Genomic DNA, 17,429 nt, shown 5'->3' on the forward strand with positions numbered 1-17,429 from the left:
GAAAAAGAAAGAGATTCAATAATGCTTTATTTAATATTAATTTATACAGAAATACATATTAAACAATATGTAATAATACATTTTATGATGATTTATTAAAATAAAATGTTATATTTTTGGGTGGAATATATAAATGGAGGAAATGTTATGAACAAGAATTTAAAATTTACTCAAATGATGATCGGTATTAGTACGATGGCATTATCATTTGGAAGTATTCAAACACAGGTATCCGCAGAAGAAAAAGCACCCTATAATACGTTACAGATGAAACCGATTGGGACAGAAACTTTAAAAGATGAAATTGCACATGCTACAAAAGCGGATGGAACTTTAACTTTTGAAGAGCGTTTAAAAGTAGGCGATTTTTCACAACGACCTACTTCGGTGATGAAACATGATGAAAGGCAATTAAAGCAAAGCTATACTCTGGCAGAATTGAATAAAATGCCTGATAGTCAATTCATTGATACGCTATCAAGAGTTTCATGGAATCAAATTACAGACTTATTTCAATTCAATCAAGATACGAAAGCTTTTTATCAAAATAAAGAACGTATGAACGTTATCATTGATGAATTAGGACAAAGAGGGACATCTTTTACGAAAGAGGATTCAAAGGGAATTGAAACTTTTGTTGAAGTATTACGTTCTGCTTTTTATGTGGGATATTTTAATAATGAAGTAGGTTACTTAAAAGAGAGAAGCTTCCATGACAAATGTTTACCATCATTAAAAGCAATTGCAAAAAATCCAAACTTTACATTAGGTACAGCTGAGCAAGATAGAGTAGTAGTTGCGTATGGAAAGTTAATTAGTAATGCTTCTAGTGATGCTGAAACAGTACAGTATGCAGCAAATATTTTAAAACAGTTTAATGATAACCTTTCTATGTATGCTAAAAATTATACGAAAGAACAAGCTGTATATGAAATTGTAAAAGGTATTGATTATGATCTACAGTCTTATTTGCAGGAAACGAATAAAAAACCTAATGCAACAATGTGGTATGGAAAAATTGATAATTTTATAAATGAGATTAGTAGAATTGCTCTCATACGGAATTTAACAACTGAGAATAGTTGGCTAATTAATAATGGGATTTATTATGCAGGACGTTTAGGGAAATTTCATAGCAATCCAAACAAAGGATTGGAAGTTATTACACAAGCGATGAATATGTATCCTCGCCTAAGTGGACCTTATTTTATAGCGGTAGAGCAAATCAAAACAAACTACGGTGGAAAAGATTATGATGGAAATACAGTAGATTTACAGAAAATACGTGAAGAAGGGAAGTTACAATACTTACCTAAAACATATACATTTGATGATGGATCTATTGTTTTTAAGACAGGCGATAAAGTAACAGAAGAGAAAATTAAAAGGTTATATTGGGCAGCCAAAGAAGTAAAGGCACAATATCACCGTGTAATTGGAAATGATAAAGCACTAGAACCAGGTAACGCAGATGATGTGCTGACAATTGTAATTTATAATAATCCAGATGATTATCAATTAAATAGACAATTATATGGATATGAAACGAACAACGGCGGTATTTATATTGAAGAGAAGGGTACTTTCTTTACATATGAGCGTACACCAAAACAGAGTATTTATAGTCTAGAAGAGTTATTCCGTCACGAATTCACTCATTATTTACAAGGAAGATACGAGGTTCCTGGTTTATTTGGGAGTGGAGAACTATATCAAAATGAACGCTTAACTTGGTTCCAAGAAGGGAATGCAGAATTCTTTGCAGGATCTACACGTACAAATAATGTTGTTCCACGTAAAAGTATTATAAGTGGCTTATCATCTGATCCGGCAAGCCGTTATACTGCAAAGCAAACTTTGTTCGCAAAATATGGATCATGGGATTTTTATAATTATTCCTTTGCACTACAGTCTTATCTATATAATCACCACTTTGAAACCTTTGATAAGATTCAGGATTTAATCCGTGCAAACGATGTGAAAAATTATGACGCGTATCGTGAAGCATTAAGTAAAGATGCACAGCTGAATACAGAATATCAAACGTATATGCAGCAGTTGATTGATAATCAAGATAAATACAATGTACCACAAGTAACAAATGATTACTTAATACAACATGCACCTAAGCCGTTAGCTGAAGTGAAGAAAGAAATTGTCGATGTAACTAATATAAAAGATGCAAAAATCACAAAACATGAGTCTCAATTTTTTAACACATTTACTGTAGAAGGCAAGTACATAGGTAGTACATCAAAAGGTGAGTCTGAAGACTGGAAAACAATGAGTAAACAAGTCAATCAAACCTTGGAGCAGTTGTCTCAAACAGGATGGAGCGGCTATAAAACAGTTACAGCCTATTTTGTTAACTATCGTGTGAATGCAGCCAATCAATTTGAATATGATATTGTTTTCCATGGTGTTGCAACAGAGGAAAAAGAAAAAACAACGACTATAGTAAATATGAATGGACCATATAGCGGGATAGTAAATGAAGGAATTCAATTCCATAGTGATGGTACAGAAAGTGAAAATGGAAAAATTATTTCTTATCTATGGAACTTTGGAGATGGTACAACAAGTACTGAAGCCAACCCTACCCATGTATATGGGGAAAAAGGAACATATACTGTGGAACTAACTGTGAAAGATAGTAGAGGAAAAGAAAGTAAAGAACAAACAAAAGTTACTGTAAAACAAGATCCGCAAACAGGTGAATCCCTTGAAGAGGAAAAGGTACTCCCATTTAATAAGCTTGTAAAAGGAAATCTGATTGCTCCTGATCAAACAGATGTTTATACGTTTGATGTTACAGTTCCAAAAGAAGTAGATATTTCTGTGGTAAATGAACAAAACATTGGGATGACATGGGTACTTTATCATGAATCAGACATGCAAAATTACGTAGTTTGTGGTGAAGATGAAGGAAATGCTATAAAGGGAAAATTCGTAGCGAAACCAGGGAAATATTATTTGAATGTGTATAAATTTGATGATAACACTGGTGAATATTCATTATTAATAAAATAAATTTATTTTCCATATGTATATAACGGTTGTTTTTTAGGAGGAGTCTGTCACGATAGGCTTCTCCTAATTTTTACTCTAAAATAAGTTAATAAATTAGGTAATTATCTCTAAAAATAAATCATTATAAACCTAAAATATTCAATTAAAAAATAGAAGAGAGGGAGCTTGCGTCTTAATAAAACTAATATTAGGAGTTATGTCACATTTCGATTAAATAAAATATCGTAAAATCCTCAGAATAAATTTTTTTGCATGTTCATTCATTTAGGGTAATTCTCAACTCTTAAGCAGATGTATGTGGGGGACCGATTCATATACATCTGCTTAAATAATTAGATATTTTATTTATTAAGTTAAGCGAAATTTTATTCGTATATGAGGAAGGCGCATTTAATTCTTTTTTCGAATGTTATTCATGTTAATCGTATTCCATCGAATGCGCTTGTTACCAAGTGATGTACATAGGAATCATCCAACTTATCACCGGTTACTAGCAACCGATAAAAAATTGGTCCGTAAATGAGATCGATGGATAATTCAATATCAAGGTTTTCTTTCAATTCTCCTCTTTGAATTCCCCTCTCTAGAAGTTGCTTTGCTTGCAGTCGACGGGGCGGAAACATCGAGTACGATATTCTTCCGCCAGTTTTAAGTCAACGTTTGATTTTCTCTTTGCAACCAGAAGTGCGTAGTCGCTTAAATGGATTATTCATGTCTATTTTCTTTTTGGGTGGTGCTGTTGGACCCTTTGTCGGAGGATGGGCATACGCTTGAGGTGGATGGAGTGTAGCATTGTGGATCGGAATCGCTTGAATGCGTATTCATTGATATGTCTGAGTTTTATAGATTATTTGCGGTTATTTTGAAGTTTTTACATCACAACCAGATTTTTTGTCTCTATCGCTAAAAGAGGGCAAAACTCACCATATAAAATGTGTCCGAATTCCATTTAGACTATGAAAAAAGAGAGCTTGCGCTAGACAACAAGCCCTCTAAAAAATAACGTAATTGAGATATCTATATATTAACAGTTATTTTCTAACGATTCCATATGTCTTATGTTGAGAAATAAATTATAAGTGGCTTGATAAAGCTAAAATGAATGATTGACATAATATTTTGACGATAATATAATAAATCTCGAATTCAAGGTAATTTGTAAAGGATTGGTAATTGTGAGCGTGATTAACGATGAGAGCTTATCTTTAAAGTTAATTGTTATATTATCAAGGGAATTACAGCCAATCACTAAACGTATTGAAAAGGATCTAAAAATTTATGGACTTAATGCAACTGAATTTGCAGTGCTTGAGCTACTATACAGTAAAGCTGATCAGCCTATAAAAAAATTGGGGACAAAATATTACTTGCAAGTTTTTGTATCACGTATGTAGTGGATAGGTTGGAAAAGAAGAGGTGAAACCATGTCCTAAAGACCGCCGTGTCACGTATGCATCAATTATTTCAGAAAGTATTGAATTGGTGACACTAATTTTTCCTCAGCATAAAGAGGGGATTCGGCAAATATTTGGTAGTTTGGACTATATTGAGAAAAAATGATAAGTAAACAGTTGAAAAAGTTAGGATATTACGCACAGAAAGTGTAAGTTTTTAGATGTTATTTCTGTTTAGTAATATCCTAATTAAATATAAATTAAATAAATAGGAGGGAAAATTAATAAATAGTAGTAAATGTATTGTAGTACAAAATAAAGAAATTATGTAATTGCAATTGATATAGTAGGAAAGATAGTTGTTATGCATAACGTATACATATTGTCCTTTTCATTATAAATCTTTCATAAAGCGGAGAGTGGGAGTGGGTATCAAGAATGGAATTACGTCATTTAGAGTACTTTATTCAAGTTTGTAATAATAATAGTTTTACTAAAGCTGCGGAAGTTCTAGGTATTTCACAGCCGACTTTAAGTCAACAAATCCGTGTGTTAGAAGGTGAACTTGATACACCTTTGTTTCATCGAGTTGGAAGAGGTATCAAAATGACAGAAGCGGGTAAGCTGCTATTTGATAAAGGAAAATTTATCATGCAACAATTTGATGACGTTTATAATGAAATTTTTGAATTAAAGGGTGTAAAAAGAGGTGTAATTACTATAGGAGGTTTATTAGAGGATCTCACTTATTTAACACCTTATATTATGAAGTTTCAACAACATTATCCCAACATCGTTGTAAAAATTATAGAATCCGAAGTTGCTGTAAATCAAATCGTTGATAAAAATATTGATATAGGCATCACGCGTAGTGCTCAAATTCCAGACACATTAACAAGTACCCTTTTGTATAGCGAAGAGCTTGTCCTTGTCATTCCCAAAAACCATCCTTTGAATGAAACATCATTTGTTTCTTTTAGAGAATTAGTAGGGCTCAGTAGAATAATGGTTTCATGTAGTTGTCGTGAAACTATTAAAATATATTGTGAGAGTTTAGGGCTATCTTTATCTGAAGTAAATATAGAAACAAAATCTTCCATTTCTCTATTGAGCCTTGTATGCAATGGACATGGGGTTGCTATAATACCTCTTTCACTAGTTGACTTTGTTAATAATGATACTTTGAGCATAGTTCGTATTATTGATCCAACACCAAGGCAAGATATTAATCTTATTCACTTTGATGATAAATTTTTAAGTTTTGCAGCACGTATCTTTATGCAGAAGTTACATGATCCTGAAAAAGTATTAGTATAATAGAAATAATAATGATTATAGTGTGAGAATTAAAAATGATACATAATCCTTGGGGTAAGAGCTAAATTACAGTCAAAGGGCATTGACTTTATATGTGTGGTGTGATCGATTCAAATGGGAATATCATTGACTTTTACTTAAGGAAAAAAGGGCAGACTTTGCAAGGGGAGAAGGCTGTTAAAAATAAGTCAAGTTAATTAATTAACTCTTCGGTTTTATCACATAGTAATAGATTCCATTAGGGAGATACTGCTATTTCTTTTTACATATCCTTATTGCATAAAGAAAACCACCGGCATTATACCGGTGGTTTTGATTTAGAAAGCAAAGCAAGTACAACCAATACCCCATTTAGTTCCATCTTTTCCTATTACGGTATGAGTGTGTTGATGGAGAGGGTTACTGCAACTATGTAACTTGTTATCATGGGCATCGTGAGAAAGTATAGTGTTGGCTAGGTTAGCACCGCCATAACCATAAACGCCCGTCGGTGACCAGTCAGGTGATGCTGGCGGCAATTCAGGTGATAAATTTTTAAATTCATCATTTCCATACACAACCTGTCCGCCCATAATTGTGAGTAATGATTCAAGGTTCTTGATTTCTTCTTCTGGCACAGTAAAGTAGTCAGCAGACAATACAGCAAGATCAGCAAACTGACCTACTGCAAGGGTTCCTTTTTTACCTTCATCACCAGAGAACCACGCACTTCCTTTTGAATATAATTCCAGGGCTACTTTTCTATCCAGTTTATTTTTTTCATCGTATATCGAAAGTCCACCAATGGTTTTTCCGGCAACCATCCAATAAAGAGCGACCCAAGGGTTATAGCTGGAAACTCTAGTTGCATCACTACCGGCGCCAACAGGTATACCAAGGTCTAACATACGATAAATCGGAGGAGTACGCTTTGCAGCTTCCTTTCCGTATAAATCAACAAAGTATTCACCTTGAAAAGCCATGCGGTCTTGGATGGCAATACCTCCATTTAAAGCCTTAACACGTTCCATGCTACGATCTGAGATTGTTTCTGCATGATCAAACCACCATCGTAGACCATTAAAAGGAATTTCACTGTTAACTTCCTCGAATACATTTAAGAAACGTGTGATTGACTCATCATAAGTTGCATGTAAACGGAAGGGCCAACGGTTTTCCACCAATAGAGAAATTACTTTCTTTAAGTCAGCTTCCATCATCGTAGCTAGTTCAGGCCGTGGCATTTGAAATTTTTCAAAATCGGCTGCTGAGAATACTAACATCTCTCCGGCACCATTCATTTTATACTTATCAGTTCCTTGACCTGGAGAAACAATTTTTGCCCATGAAGCAAAGTCTTCATATTCATGATTTGGATTTTGCGTAAATAGATTATAAGCAATACGCAAAGTTAATTGTTCCTTCTCGGCTAAATGTTCAACAACTTTGTAATCATCAGGATAATTTTGGAATCCACCACCTGCGTCAATAGCACTTGTAATACCTAATCTATTTAATTCGCGCATAAAATGGCGAGTTGAATTAATCTGGTCGTCAAAATTAAGTGCTGGTGCTTTACCCAAACTTGAATAAAGAATAGAAGCGTTAGGATTCGCAATTAAAAGGCCCGTTGGATTACCTCGTTTGTCCCGCTCAATTAAGCAGCCTGGAGGGTCTGGTGTATCTTTTGTATATCCCAGTGCATGCAGCCCAGCACGATTTACAAGTGCTCTATCGTAAAGATGTAGCACAAAGACAGGAGTGTCTTCAGAAACGGCATTAATTTCTTCCAAAGTTGGCAACCGTCTCTCTTTAAATTGAAATTCAGACCAACCTCCAACTACCCTTACCCACTGAGGAGCAGGTGTACGCCTTGCCTGTTCTTTGAGCATTTCTAGAGCAATAAAAAGTGATGGCACGCCTTCCCAACGTAATTCCATATTATAATGCAGACCACCACGAATAACGTGTATATGAGAGTCATTCAGGCCTGGAATAGCTCTCTTTCTTTTAAGGTCTATTTTTTTTGTTTTTTCCGTGGCACTATTAAGAAGCTCATCTCCACCTACTGCAGTGACTAAACCATCAGTTATGGCGATAGCAGATACCTCAGGCTGAGAAGGGTCAAGGGTAGTAATTTTTCCGTTATATAAGATCATATCCGGTAAATTCATGTTCACACCTCGTCTACTTTCTATTATTTTGTAACCATGGATGAAATAATTTACCGAAAATCGGCATGACTACCCATGATAGCAAGGACACTATACATACTGAAACAAAAAAGGCCGACATAATAGGATTCATATGTTTTATAATAGGTCCTATCACTTTAGGAACTAACATGCTAAGAGGCCATACACCCAAAAGGGTAACGATAGACATTTTCCATTTTGGCGGTGGAACTGGCGTTTTCGGAGTAACAAACCAATAAGCCAAACTACTTTCAGTTTTGTAACTCGGATTAGTAACTTGAAATTGTTCTGCCGTTTTTAACAAATCCCGGCGAATGTCTGATTCTTGCCAAGCACGTAGATGCTCATACGTATCAAAGCGAAAAATAACAGTATACTCTCTCGATTCGTTATTTGGGACTATTAGATTTACACCTAAATGCCCTGGGAATTTAGTAGCGGCAGCTTCGATTTCATGTCTCCATGTTTCAAACTGTTTTTCTTTACCTTGTTGAATTTCCCATGTAACAATCGTTGTTACTGGATCAGCAGCATCCATCGTGTTCCCTGTATAAGTCTCTTCGACAGCTACTCCTTCTTGTTTCATATTTTCCTGCTTGGAAGCGCGCCGTGCACCATAGTATATGCGTATTCTACTCCTTGACCATAAGCGCCAGTGTGCTCCTTTACAATTTCCATTACAGCATCATAAGTGTCTTTGTGTGCCCAGTCACGTTGGTATTCAAGTAAAACTTGAATTGCTGTCACTGGAATTGCACCAGCTTGTTCTACACGACGCATAGCAGCGTTATGTGCTGTCAGACTAGTACCACCTGAAGCATCATCAACTGCATACACTTCATAGCCAGCTTTCATTGCTTCAAGCACAGGGAATGCAAGGCAAACTTCAGTCCAAAGTGCTGCAAATATTAATTTCTTTCTACCTGTTGCTTTAACTGCTTCAACAAATTTTGGATCTTCCCAAGAGTTCATTGAACTGCGTTCTATAATTTCATGGTTTGGGAATATGTCAAGAATTTGTGGCCAAAAATAACCAGAAAAGCTGCGTGTCTCAACTGTAGTAAGAATAGTAGGTACGTTAAAAGTTTTTGCTGATTTAGCAAGCAACATAACGTTATTAATCAATGTTTGTCTATCAATACTTGCAACTCCAAAAGTCATTTGGGGTTGAAAATCAATCAAAATTAATGCACTGTTCTCCGGATTTAACAATTCTAACTTACTCATAATAAAACGCTCCTTTTTTAATTGTTTATCGAAAATAATATATTTTCTGTCAATTAAAACACTGCTATACTTTTTAATGTAAAATTTAGTGCTGATTTAATCAGCACTAAATTTATACTATCTACTTTAAAAAGTGATTTAAAGCTATTTCCTTGGAATACACTTATACATTTTGCTTACTAAGATCTCGTTGAGCTCCCCTATAGCTTCCAATTATATTTTGATAGCCTGGAAGATTGCTAGCAAGCAAATTGCCAAAACCTTCGACATCGTTGCGCCAATCGCGTTGTAATTCGCAAGCTACGCTAAACCAGTTCATAAGTTGTACGCCATTATGTGCCATACGCGTATTGGCAGCATCTGCAACTTGTTTACTGAAAGTTCCTGAAGCATCAGTAACAGCAAATACTTCATATCCAGCTTTTATAGCGGAAAGTGCTGGGAAAGCAACACAAACGTCCGTAACTACGCCCGCGATGATAAGTTGTTTTTTTCCAGTTTCTTCGATTGCTTTTACAAAATCATCATTATCCCATGCGTTAATTTGTCCAGGTCGAGCTATTTTTGGTGCATGAGGAAAGAGATCAACCAATTCTTGCATTAAAGGTCCATTAGGCCCGTTTTCGAAACTTGTTGTTAAAATAACTGGTAAATCAAAAAACTTAGCAGTATGAGCAAGGGCTAAAACATTGTTCTTGAATTCATCAACACCATAGTCACGTACTAGTCCGGACATAAGACCAGTTTGATGATCTACTAAAAGCACGAGAGCATCATCTTTGTTAATACGAGAATAGAGATCAGTCATTATGTATTCCTCCTAAAAATTAAGTAATCAAAGAAAGTTTAAATAGTCGAATACTATCATAAGTTTCTTCGTTTATAACTAAGCTGACCAATAATATTGGTTATAGCAGCATTCACGGAACATGAAGCGCTATACAAATTTATAGTATTTGAAAACTGATTCGTTAATCAATTCTAAATTATCTATAGTTTGTATAGGTGGTAACTATAGTTATTTTCACTATAAAATGAATTGGTTTTACCTATACATTCTATAGATAGAACGATATTGATAGTCACCTACTTTTGTTATTACAATTGAATAGGAGAAATGTTCAGCAAATACTTCGTGATGAAAAAAGTATGAGATGGGGAAGCGTTCCATAAACAGAAAATGAATTCATCGGAACAATAGAGTTTCATACTTAGCGTTCACAATATAAATGTGCATAAATAGGTTATGAGATTCATCCGGATTATTGAAGAAAAGGATATATATTAAAGGAGGTAGGAAAATGGCAAAAATTACTGTAGGAACCGAAAATCAAGCACCAATTGAGATATATTATGAGGATCATGGCATAGGAAAACCAGTTGTACTCATTCATGGTTGGCCGTTAAGTGGTCAATCTTGGGAATATCAAGTTCCCGCTCTTGTTGAGGCTGGATACAGAGTTATAACATATGATCGTCGAGGTTTTGGAAAATCATCTCAGCCGTGGGAAGGGTATGAATATGATACCTTTACTTCTGATTTACATCAATTATTAGAACATTTAGAGCTTCAAAATGTCACACTTGTTGGTTTTTCTATGGGTGGAGGCGAAGTAGCCCGGTATATTAGTACGTATGGAACAGATCGTATTGAAAAGGCTGTTTTTGCTGGAGCAGTTCCTCCATATTTATACAAATCAGAGGATCATCCTGAAGGGGCATTAGATGATGCAACAATTGAAGCGTTCAAAAGTGGTGTGATTAATGACCGCCTTGCATTTCTTGATGAATTTACTAAGGGATTTTTCGCAGCTGGTAATCGAACAGATTTAGTTAGTGAGCCATTCCGTTTATATAATTGGGATATTGCAGCCAGTGCATCACCTAAAGGAACACTTGATTGTATTACCGCCTTTAGTAAGACAGATTTTAGAAAAGACTTGGAGAAGTTTAATATACCTACTCTTATTATTCACGGTGATTCTGATGCAACTGTACCATTTGAATATAGTGGGAAATTAACACATGAAGCAATTCCTAATTCTAAAGTAACGTTAATAAAGGGTGGTCCACATGGGCTAAATGCAACGCATGCCAAAGAATTTAATGAAGCACTCCTATTATTTTTAAATGACTGATTACAACTATATAATTGTTAATTGATAAATTATAAACAAGTAAAAAATAAAGCTTTATAAAAGATGCTCTTGGATAAATCCAGGAGCATCTTTTTAAATGGTGATATTGAGATGTTAGGTTGATAAATCTCCATTAATTTTGGATTGAATACTCTTCTTAACAGCTAAAATATATTGATTAGAGTTTTTTAGATTTCTTAGAAGTATTGTTATATTACTATCAAGATAATATTTTGAATAATTCTCAAAACAAAGAAATATACATTTTTTGAGGAAGAAATATCTTGTCAGAAAACAATGAAATCTTATTAATTTTTATAATTGGTAGAATTTTTGTGGAAATAATTCTCTTAATATATTAAAATAACATCGTATTATGTCAGATTTTAATTAGGGGAGAGAAATTTTATGTTGAAAAAAATCATTCCAGTTGCTTTAGCATTAAGTACAGTTACTTTTACTAGTGTATTTGCTATGCCTTCAGCCCAAGCAAGTACAGAATCAAACCGCTACATAGATGTACAAATGCTCGGTATTAACGATTTTCATGGGCAACTAGACACTGTAAAAAAAATTAACAATAAAGATGCAGGGGGAATTGAGTACTTAGGGGCTTATTTACGTGATCGTGAAAAACAAAATCCGAATACATTAAAGGTACATGCTGGAGATGTTGTTGGAGCAAGTACTCCTGTTTCAGCATTATTACAAGACGAACCTACGATTGAATTTCTAAATGATTTGAAATTCGATGTTGGAACGATAGGGAATCATGAATTTGATGAAGGTGTTGAAGAAATGAACCGCCTTATTTATGGTGGATACCATGAGAAAACAGGGAATTTTAAAGGAGCAAAATTCCCATATGTTGCTGCAAATTTCTATAATAAATCCACCGGTCGTTTATTTTTACCACCATTCACTATAAAAAAGGTACAAGGAGTTCCTGTTGGATTTATCGGAGTCGTAACAACGGATGTTCCTAACCTTGTTATGCCTACTATGCTAAAGAATGTAGAAATTACAGATGAAGTTGAAGCTATTAACAAATCCGTAAAGCAATTAAAAAAACTAGGCGTTAAATCTATCGTTGTTCTTGCACATAACGGAGGTATAACAGATGGGAACGGCGTAACAAATGGTGATATCGTCCGATTAGCAAATGAGACTGATCCAGAAGTCGATGTTATTTTTGGTGGCCATAGCCACACTTATGTAAATGGAACTGTTAATAATAAACTTGTCGTACAAGCAAATTCATATGGTATGGCTTTTGCTGATGTTGATGTAAAGATTGATCGTAAAACACAAGATATTGTTGAGAAAAAAGCAGAAATTGTTACAACTTATCATGAAGGCATAGAGCCTGATAAAAAAATAAAGAAGAAGATGGAGAAATATCAAGCAAAAATCGCACCTCTTGTTAATGAAGTTGTAGGTAAGTCTATTGCGCCACTAGATCGCAAACTCAATACGGCTGGTGAATCTACTCTTGGAAATTTAGTTGCTGATGCCCAGCGTACAACAATGCAATCCCAAATTGCACTTATGAATCCTGGTGGTATTCGTAATGACTTAGATGCTGGTGATATTACATGGGGAGAGATATATGGTATTCAACCATTCGGAAATCAATTAATAAAAGTAAATTTAACAGGTCAAGACATTCGTGATATTTTAAATCAACAATGGCAAAAAGACATAACAAGAATGCTTCAAATTTCAGGGATCCAATACACTTGGGATGCGAACAAGCCCAATGGAGAAAAAGTAACAAGTATTCGCTTAACAAATGGAGAAGAAATCATTCCTTCTAAAACTTACAGCGTCGTTGCTAACGCATTTTTAGCTTCAGGTGGAGATGGATTTGTATCTTTTAAAAACGGTAAAGATGCTGAAACAGGACCAACTGATTTTGAAGCATTAGTAGATTATATAAAAAAATCAAAAGAACCAATTCAGTCTGTTATTGATGGAAGAATTCAAAAAATAAATTAGGTTTTTGTTAATCTTAAAAACAAATAGATTACCTGTGCACTATACTTTTTCGTGTGCAGGTAATCTATTTGTTTGCGTTTTCGGGCACAGACGCTACTTCAATCCTATCAATATAGAAACAATTTCGAATGTAAGGAATTTGTAAGGAAAAAGAGATTTTCAATTATATGTACATTTATTTAATAAAGTAGCGTATCTCATTGAAGATAGTTTGTTAAAACGCTCATTGTTACAAGTTACTTACATGATTAAATATAAACCAGTATTAAACAAAGAAGTACAAAAAGAATTCCCAGAGTTGTATACTCAATACATTAAGCAGACAAATAAAAAATCTATGTTGTTAGAAATTGATGAAGCTAAAGAAAAAGGGGAGGGAAAGGGTTCCCATAAAAATACTAGAAGAAATTAGGTTACTTATGCATAAATAGCATAAGTAGGCACATGTTATTTATAAATATATTGGAAGTGCAATTATCAATATTTAAAGATACGAAAGTAATACAAATGAAATTCTTATTTCTACTACTACAAGTACTATTGAGCAAATGAAGTATGAAATTGCTTTTGAACTAGGAGTAACACTGTGACTTGATACATCATCATCTACAAATGGTTCGGATCGGTGGAGAGATTACAAAACGCTTAGTTCGAATGGTTGAAAAACAGTTAACAGGTCAATACAGATTACACTAAGAAAATAATCCGTATATATACGGATTATTTTTCCTTTAATTTACAAAAAAATAAAATTTGAAATCGAAAAAACTCCTCAGATTCCTTTGTAATAAACTTTTTTAGTCATGTTAATGGAATAGGTATCGAAAGGTGTTAAATTAGATATGGAAGATATATGAGCCCTTAAAAGGGTTTTGGTGTTATTCGCAATTTTAATTCCATAATTACTTAAGCCGATATAATAAAATGTTCTATGTCTAAATCGATATAAAATAATAATCATTAAGTGATATTTCTTTTTTATAGAATAAGTAAAAACTGATATTGTAGTAATTACTGTTTTGAGGTCAATTTACTGTGCACCTTAATTATTGAAGTTTTTTTGTTGATTAACAACTATTGTATTTGGAAATTAATAATAAGTTTATCCCGCTATTTGCCGGGCAGTAAGACCTCCACCTCAAAATTCAGCCGAAGCCAAAGAAGTTAGGTGGGGGGGCGGGCTGCCCGTAAAAGCCCGATTGGTGAGAGCTAATAATCAGTGGGGGATGAACAAAACCCCCACTGATTAAAGTTTCACTTTATGTGATGCGGTAATAAAACTATCTAGTTTGCTATTCTTAGTATTTGTAAAGTCTATATATTTTTCCTCTTTTGTGGAAAGTAAAACTATTGTTACGACCAGTAATATAGTGTCATGTTTTTGAATATTCCATTCGTTTTTTATTTTTAGTTGATGAAAAGACCTTTCTCTCAATTAAATATTTAATTGAGTACTTGAATTTCCTCCACCTTGTACTTTTCAAAGCATAGTGCTTCAAAAATAGCCGTATCGCTTTCATCTGTTTCCAATTTCACAACTTCTTTATTATCTTTTTCTAAAATTTGGAGCAAAATAGTTTTTCAGTTTCACATTTAAATTAGCAGTATTTATTTTTTGAATTCAATTTGTATAAATGATTGAATTGGAACTTTGACTGTTGTTTCTTGCGGTGGTACAGTATCTCCTGTTACTTTCGCTTTATTTTAAATCTTTTTCCAGCTTGGTCCTCGCATTGACTACCACTGTATTTTGAAGTACTTCACTGTTTTCTCAAGTTCAATAATTATATTTTGTAGAATTAAGAAAAGAACTTAGTGTATTTCCTTTACGTATCTACTCTGATATTTAGATGCTAACTACAATTAAATAATATATGATTTTTATAAAAAAGATATAGTAATATTTTGTTGTGAATTGTACTAATTTGATATTTTATAGTATTATTTGTCGTGAATTATATATAACAAAATATATTTTATGGATCTATAAAGGAGAATGTAATGAATACTTCTATCGATATACAACACTTGTGTGATCTTGCACATAAAGCATTTAATGCCCCTGTACATATTTTATCTGCAGACAGAAAAATTTTATATCATTCTACATCTGATAATGTTTGTAGTCCTTTTTATTCTTCAAAAGAAGAACATCTTAGTGATATTTATCAAGAAAACGATCCCTGTAACTTGCCACTTTTTCGAAGCAACAACTATCTTGAAAATTTTGTTCTAATTCATATAGAAAATCATGATGATATTAAAGGGACTATTATAATCGGTCCTACTATACATTCAAAAGATTCAGATGATATGATCATAAAATTTCAGAAAGAATTTAAATCAAATGATAACATTCAAGAAAGACTTGCCTATTATCAGTGTTTATCGGAGATTAAAAAAACTACATTAATTGATATGGGAATTTTATTACATTACATGATTTTCAATGAAAAGTTAGATGTAGATATTGTCTTGGAAAAAAATAAAGTACTAGAGGAAACTCCTAATAAAAATGTGAAACCTGATTTATATATTTTAAAACGTCGACAAAACAAACCTAAAACGCACAATATGGCATTAGTAAATGATTTCTTTTCGACTATCAAAGAAGGAAATAAAAAAAAGTTAATACAGTATATGTATGCGGTTTCGCAAGAAGATGTTGAACTTATGCTAGTAGAGGATCCGCTCAGGAATCAAAAAAACCTTGGAATTATTGCGATTACCTTAGCCACTCGATATGCAATAGAAGGAAATCTGCCACCAGATATTGCTTTTGCCCATAGTATTTTATATATACAAACCCTAGAACAATTAGATAATGTAGAATCTGTAAAGCGATTATCAGGGGACGCTTTACGTACCTTTGCAGATCGTGTGAAAGAATACAATGCAAAAAAGTATTCTTACGCGGTTACTACATGTATAAAACATATTAATAAAAATGTTTACGATGGAATATCTCTGAATGAACTTGCTAATCATTTAGAAATTACGCCTACTTATCTGTCTAAACTATTTAAAAAAGAAATGGGAATTACTTTAAGTGAATATATTCAAAGGGAACGAGTGGAAGAAGCAAAGAAATTATTAACACTCACTACTTATTCGTTATCAGATATCTGTGCTTGGCTTAACTTTAATGACCAAAGTTATTTTATAAGAGTTTTCAAAAAAATCACTAGCATGACTCCTAGGCAGTACCGTGAAAAATATACAATAATATAAGTTTGTTATCTACTGTCTCCAATGTAAAGACTTAAACATGGGTGTAAGTATCCCAAAAGATGAAAATACTGAACTTATTACGCTAGAAAGAGTTTGTGATTTGTCTAGAAAAAGAACTTGTATTCAAATAGACGTATGAGATTAACCAGATATTATCTTGTTAGCGGAACAGTTTCAATTTTTAGGAGTTAGAAAAATAATGGAGAAACAAAGTATATCTATTTTTTTAATAACAATCATGTGCTGAATTTATCCCGCTATTTGCCGGGCAGTAAGACCTCCATCTAAAAATTCAGCGAAAGCAAAGAAGTTAGGTGGGGGGGGTGGGCTGCCCGTAAAAGCCCGATTGGTGTGGGCTAATAATCAGTGGGGATGAACAAAACCCCCACTGATTAAAGTTGCACTTTATCGGTATAGTTCTAAATCAGATAAACTAGTCTGACGTCAGCTCAAACAAATAGCTCTTGAAGACTTTATAAACACATATGTGAGCAAAAGCTCAATGGAAATCTTTGTACCATATTGTTAATTTGAAAAAATACATTAACCGTTATTTTGCTAAAGGAAATAAAAAGACAGAAGGCTGCAAAGTGTTCCATGGAAGCTTTGCAGCTTTTTTGTAATTTAAAACCTATGTTTATAACGATGACAAGTTTATAGACTAATATCTTCATACTAGATATTTGTTAATAATGATATTAGAATGTTATGTAAAAAAATCAATAATATAACATATATTACTAAATATATCTACATGTTATGCAATTATGCATAACTAAATAAAGGTAAAAAAGTATAAAAAGACCTATTATATTATTCTATAAGTATTTTTTCTAAAATAAAATTTCTTGGTTGAGCTAAAATAGTTATTTTTAACCGTATACACATTAATTTGTAATCATTCCAATTACAGAAATGAA

10 protein-coding genes and 5 pseudogenes are annotated in these 17,429 nt (G+C 33.4%); 9 read left to right on the plus strand and 6 right to left on the minus strand.

The annotated features are described in order from the left end of the window. Positions 1 to 147 precede the first annotated feature (147 nt). The gene (gene colA / locus ACXKY9_RS12385) at positions 148 to 3,030 is read left to right on the plus strand and encodes a collagenase ColA (protein WP_001038982.1); all 2,883 of its coding nucleotides are present in this window, start codon (positions 148 to 150) and stop codon (positions 3,028 to 3,030) included. Positions 3,031 to 3,443: 413 nt separating this feature from the next. On the opposite strand, the pseudogene ACXKY9_RS12390 reads toward colA, so the two are convergent. Then, a pseudogene (locus tag ACXKY9_RS12390) lies at positions 3,444 to 3,685 on the minus strand (TetR-like C-terminal domain-containing protein); the annotation flags it as partial. Between ACXKY9_RS12390 and ACXKY9_RS12395 the strand changes: the two are divergent. The 3 genes and pseudogenes from ACXKY9_RS12395 to ACXKY9_RS12405 all read left to right on the plus strand — a co-directional run. Next, positions 3,676 to 3,804: pseudogene (locus ACXKY9_RS12395) on the plus strand (MFS transporter); the annotation flags it as partial. The pseudogenes ACXKY9_RS12390 and ACXKY9_RS12395 overlap by 10 nt on opposite strands. A gap of 401 nt (positions 3,805 to 4,205) precedes the next feature. Then, positions 4,206 to 4,637, plus strand: a pseudogene (locus ACXKY9_RS12400) (MarR family winged helix-turn-helix transcriptional regulator). A gap of 225 nt (positions 4,638 to 4,862) precedes the next feature. Further along, the gene (locus tag ACXKY9_RS12405; RefSeq protein WP_000423200.1) at positions 4,863 to 5,741 is read left to right on the plus strand and encodes a LysR family transcriptional regulator; all 879 of its coding nucleotides are present in this window, start codon (positions 4,863 to 4,865) and stop codon (positions 5,739 to 5,741) included. Between the two features lie 317 nt (positions 5,742 to 6,058). Here the strand turns inward: ACXKY9_RS12405 and ACXKY9_RS12410 are convergent, their stop codons facing one another. The 4 genes from ACXKY9_RS12410 to ycaC all read right to left on the minus strand — a co-directional run bounded on the left by ACXKY9_RS12410 (position 6,059) and on the right by ycaC (position 9,950). Further along, positions 6,059 to 7,894 carry an amidohydrolase gene (locus ACXKY9_RS12410; protein ID WP_001052852.1) on the minus strand — a complete coding sequence of 612 codons (1,836 nt, stop codon included), beginning with the start codon at positions 7,892 to 7,894 and terminating at the stop codon, positions 6,059 to 6,061. 13 nt (positions 7,895 to 7,907) lie between these two features. Further along, positions 7,908 to 8,501 carry an antibiotic biosynthesis monooxygenase gene (locus ACXKY9_RS12415; protein ID WP_000806851.1) on the minus strand — a complete coding sequence of 198 codons (594 nt, stop codon included), beginning with the start codon at positions 8,499 to 8,501 and terminating at the stop codon, positions 7,908 to 7,910. Further along, on the minus strand, positions 8,498 to 9,142 hold the full coding sequence (locus ACXKY9_RS12420; protein ID WP_000039941.1) for a hydrolase: 645 nt from the start codon (positions 9,140 to 9,142) through the stop codon (positions 8,498 to 8,500). The genes ACXKY9_RS12415 and ACXKY9_RS12420 overlap by 4 nt, the downstream gene beginning before the upstream one ends. Before the next feature lie 163 nt (positions 9,143 to 9,305). After that, entirely contained in the window at positions 9,306 to 9,950 is a 645-nt protein-coding gene (gene ycaC / locus ACXKY9_RS12425) for an isochorismate family cysteine hydrolase YcaC (protein ID WP_000131206.1), read from the minus strand. Positions 9,951 to 10,443: 493 nt separating this feature from the next. Between ycaC and ACXKY9_RS12430 the strand changes: the two genes are divergently transcribed. The 4 genes and pseudogenes from ACXKY9_RS12430 to ACXKY9_RS12445 all read left to right on the plus strand — a co-directional run bounded on the left by ACXKY9_RS12430 (position 10,444) and on the right by ACXKY9_RS12445 (position 13,974). Next, a complete protein-coding gene (locus ACXKY9_RS12430) occupies positions 10,444 to 11,280 on the plus strand; it encodes a bromoperoxidase (protein ID WP_001074302.1) in 837 nt (278 codons plus the stop codon). Between the two features lie 408 nt (positions 11,281 to 11,688). Beyond that, entirely contained in the window at positions 11,689 to 13,278 is a 1,590-nt protein-coding gene (locus ACXKY9_RS12435) for a bifunctional metallophosphatase/5'-nucleotidase (protein WP_000913792.1), read from the plus strand. Positions 13,279 to 13,444: 166 nt separating this feature from the next. Then, a pseudogene (locus ACXKY9_RS12440) lies at positions 13,445 to 13,648 on the plus strand (nucleotide excision repair endonuclease); the annotation flags it as partial. A 142-nt stretch (positions 13,649 to 13,790) separates the two neighbouring features. Next, positions 13,791 to 13,974, plus strand: a pseudogene (locus tag ACXKY9_RS12445) (alpha/beta-type small acid-soluble spore protein). A gap of 747 nt (positions 13,975 to 14,721) precedes the next feature. Here the strand turns inward: ACXKY9_RS12445 and ACXKY9_RS12450 are convergent. Then, a complete protein-coding gene (locus ACXKY9_RS12450; protein ID WP_000939299.1) occupies positions 14,722 to 14,850 on the minus strand; it encodes a hypothetical protein in 129 nt (42 codons plus the stop codon). A gap of 429 nt (positions 14,851 to 15,279) precedes the next feature. Here ACXKY9_RS12450 and ACXKY9_RS12455 point away from each other — a divergent pair, with 429 nt between their 5' ends. Continuing rightward, a complete protein-coding gene (locus tag ACXKY9_RS12455) occupies positions 15,280 to 16,509 on the plus strand; it encodes a helix-turn-helix domain-containing protein (protein ID WP_001097905.1) in 1,230 nt (409 codons plus the stop codon). The last annotated feature ends 920 nt before the right edge of the window (positions 16,510 to 17,429 follow it).

The organism is Bacillus sp. 2175 (genome assembly GCF_057812155.1).

Bases quoted from the DNA above. Each gene is read 5' to 3' on its own strand.
- colA (WP_001038982.1), top strand. From the start codon at position 148: ATGAACAAGAATTTAAAATTTACTCAAATGATGATCGGTATTAGTACG.
- ACXKY9_RS12405 (WP_000423200.1), top strand. From the start codon at position 4,863: ATGGAATTACGTCATTTAGAGTACTTTATTCAAGTTTGTAATAATAAT.
- ACXKY9_RS12410 (WP_001052852.1), bottom strand. From the start codon at position 7,894: ATGAATTTACCGGATATGATCTTATATAACGGAAAAATTACTACCCTT.
- ACXKY9_RS12415 (WP_000806851.1), bottom strand. From the start codon at position 8,501: ATGAAACAAGAAGGAGTAGCTGTCGAAGAGACTTATACAGGGAACACG.
- ACXKY9_RS12420 (WP_000039941.1), bottom strand. From the start codon at position 9,142: ATGAGTAAGTTAGAATTGTTAAATCCGGAGAACAGTGCATTAATTTTG.
- ycaC (WP_000131206.1), bottom strand. From the start codon at position 9,950: ATGACTGATCTCTATTCTCGTATTAACAAAGATGATGCTCTCGTGCTT.
- ACXKY9_RS12430 (WP_001074302.1), top strand. From the start codon at position 10,444: ATGGCAAAAATTACTGTAGGAACCGAAAATCAAGCACCAATTGAGATA.
- ACXKY9_RS12435 (WP_000913792.1), top strand. From the start codon at position 11,689: ATGTTGAAAAAAATCATTCCAGTTGCTTTAGCATTAAGTACAGTTACT.
- ACXKY9_RS12455 (WP_001097905.1), top strand. From the start codon at position 15,280: ATGAATACTTCTATCGATATACAACACTTGTGTGATCTTGCACATAAA.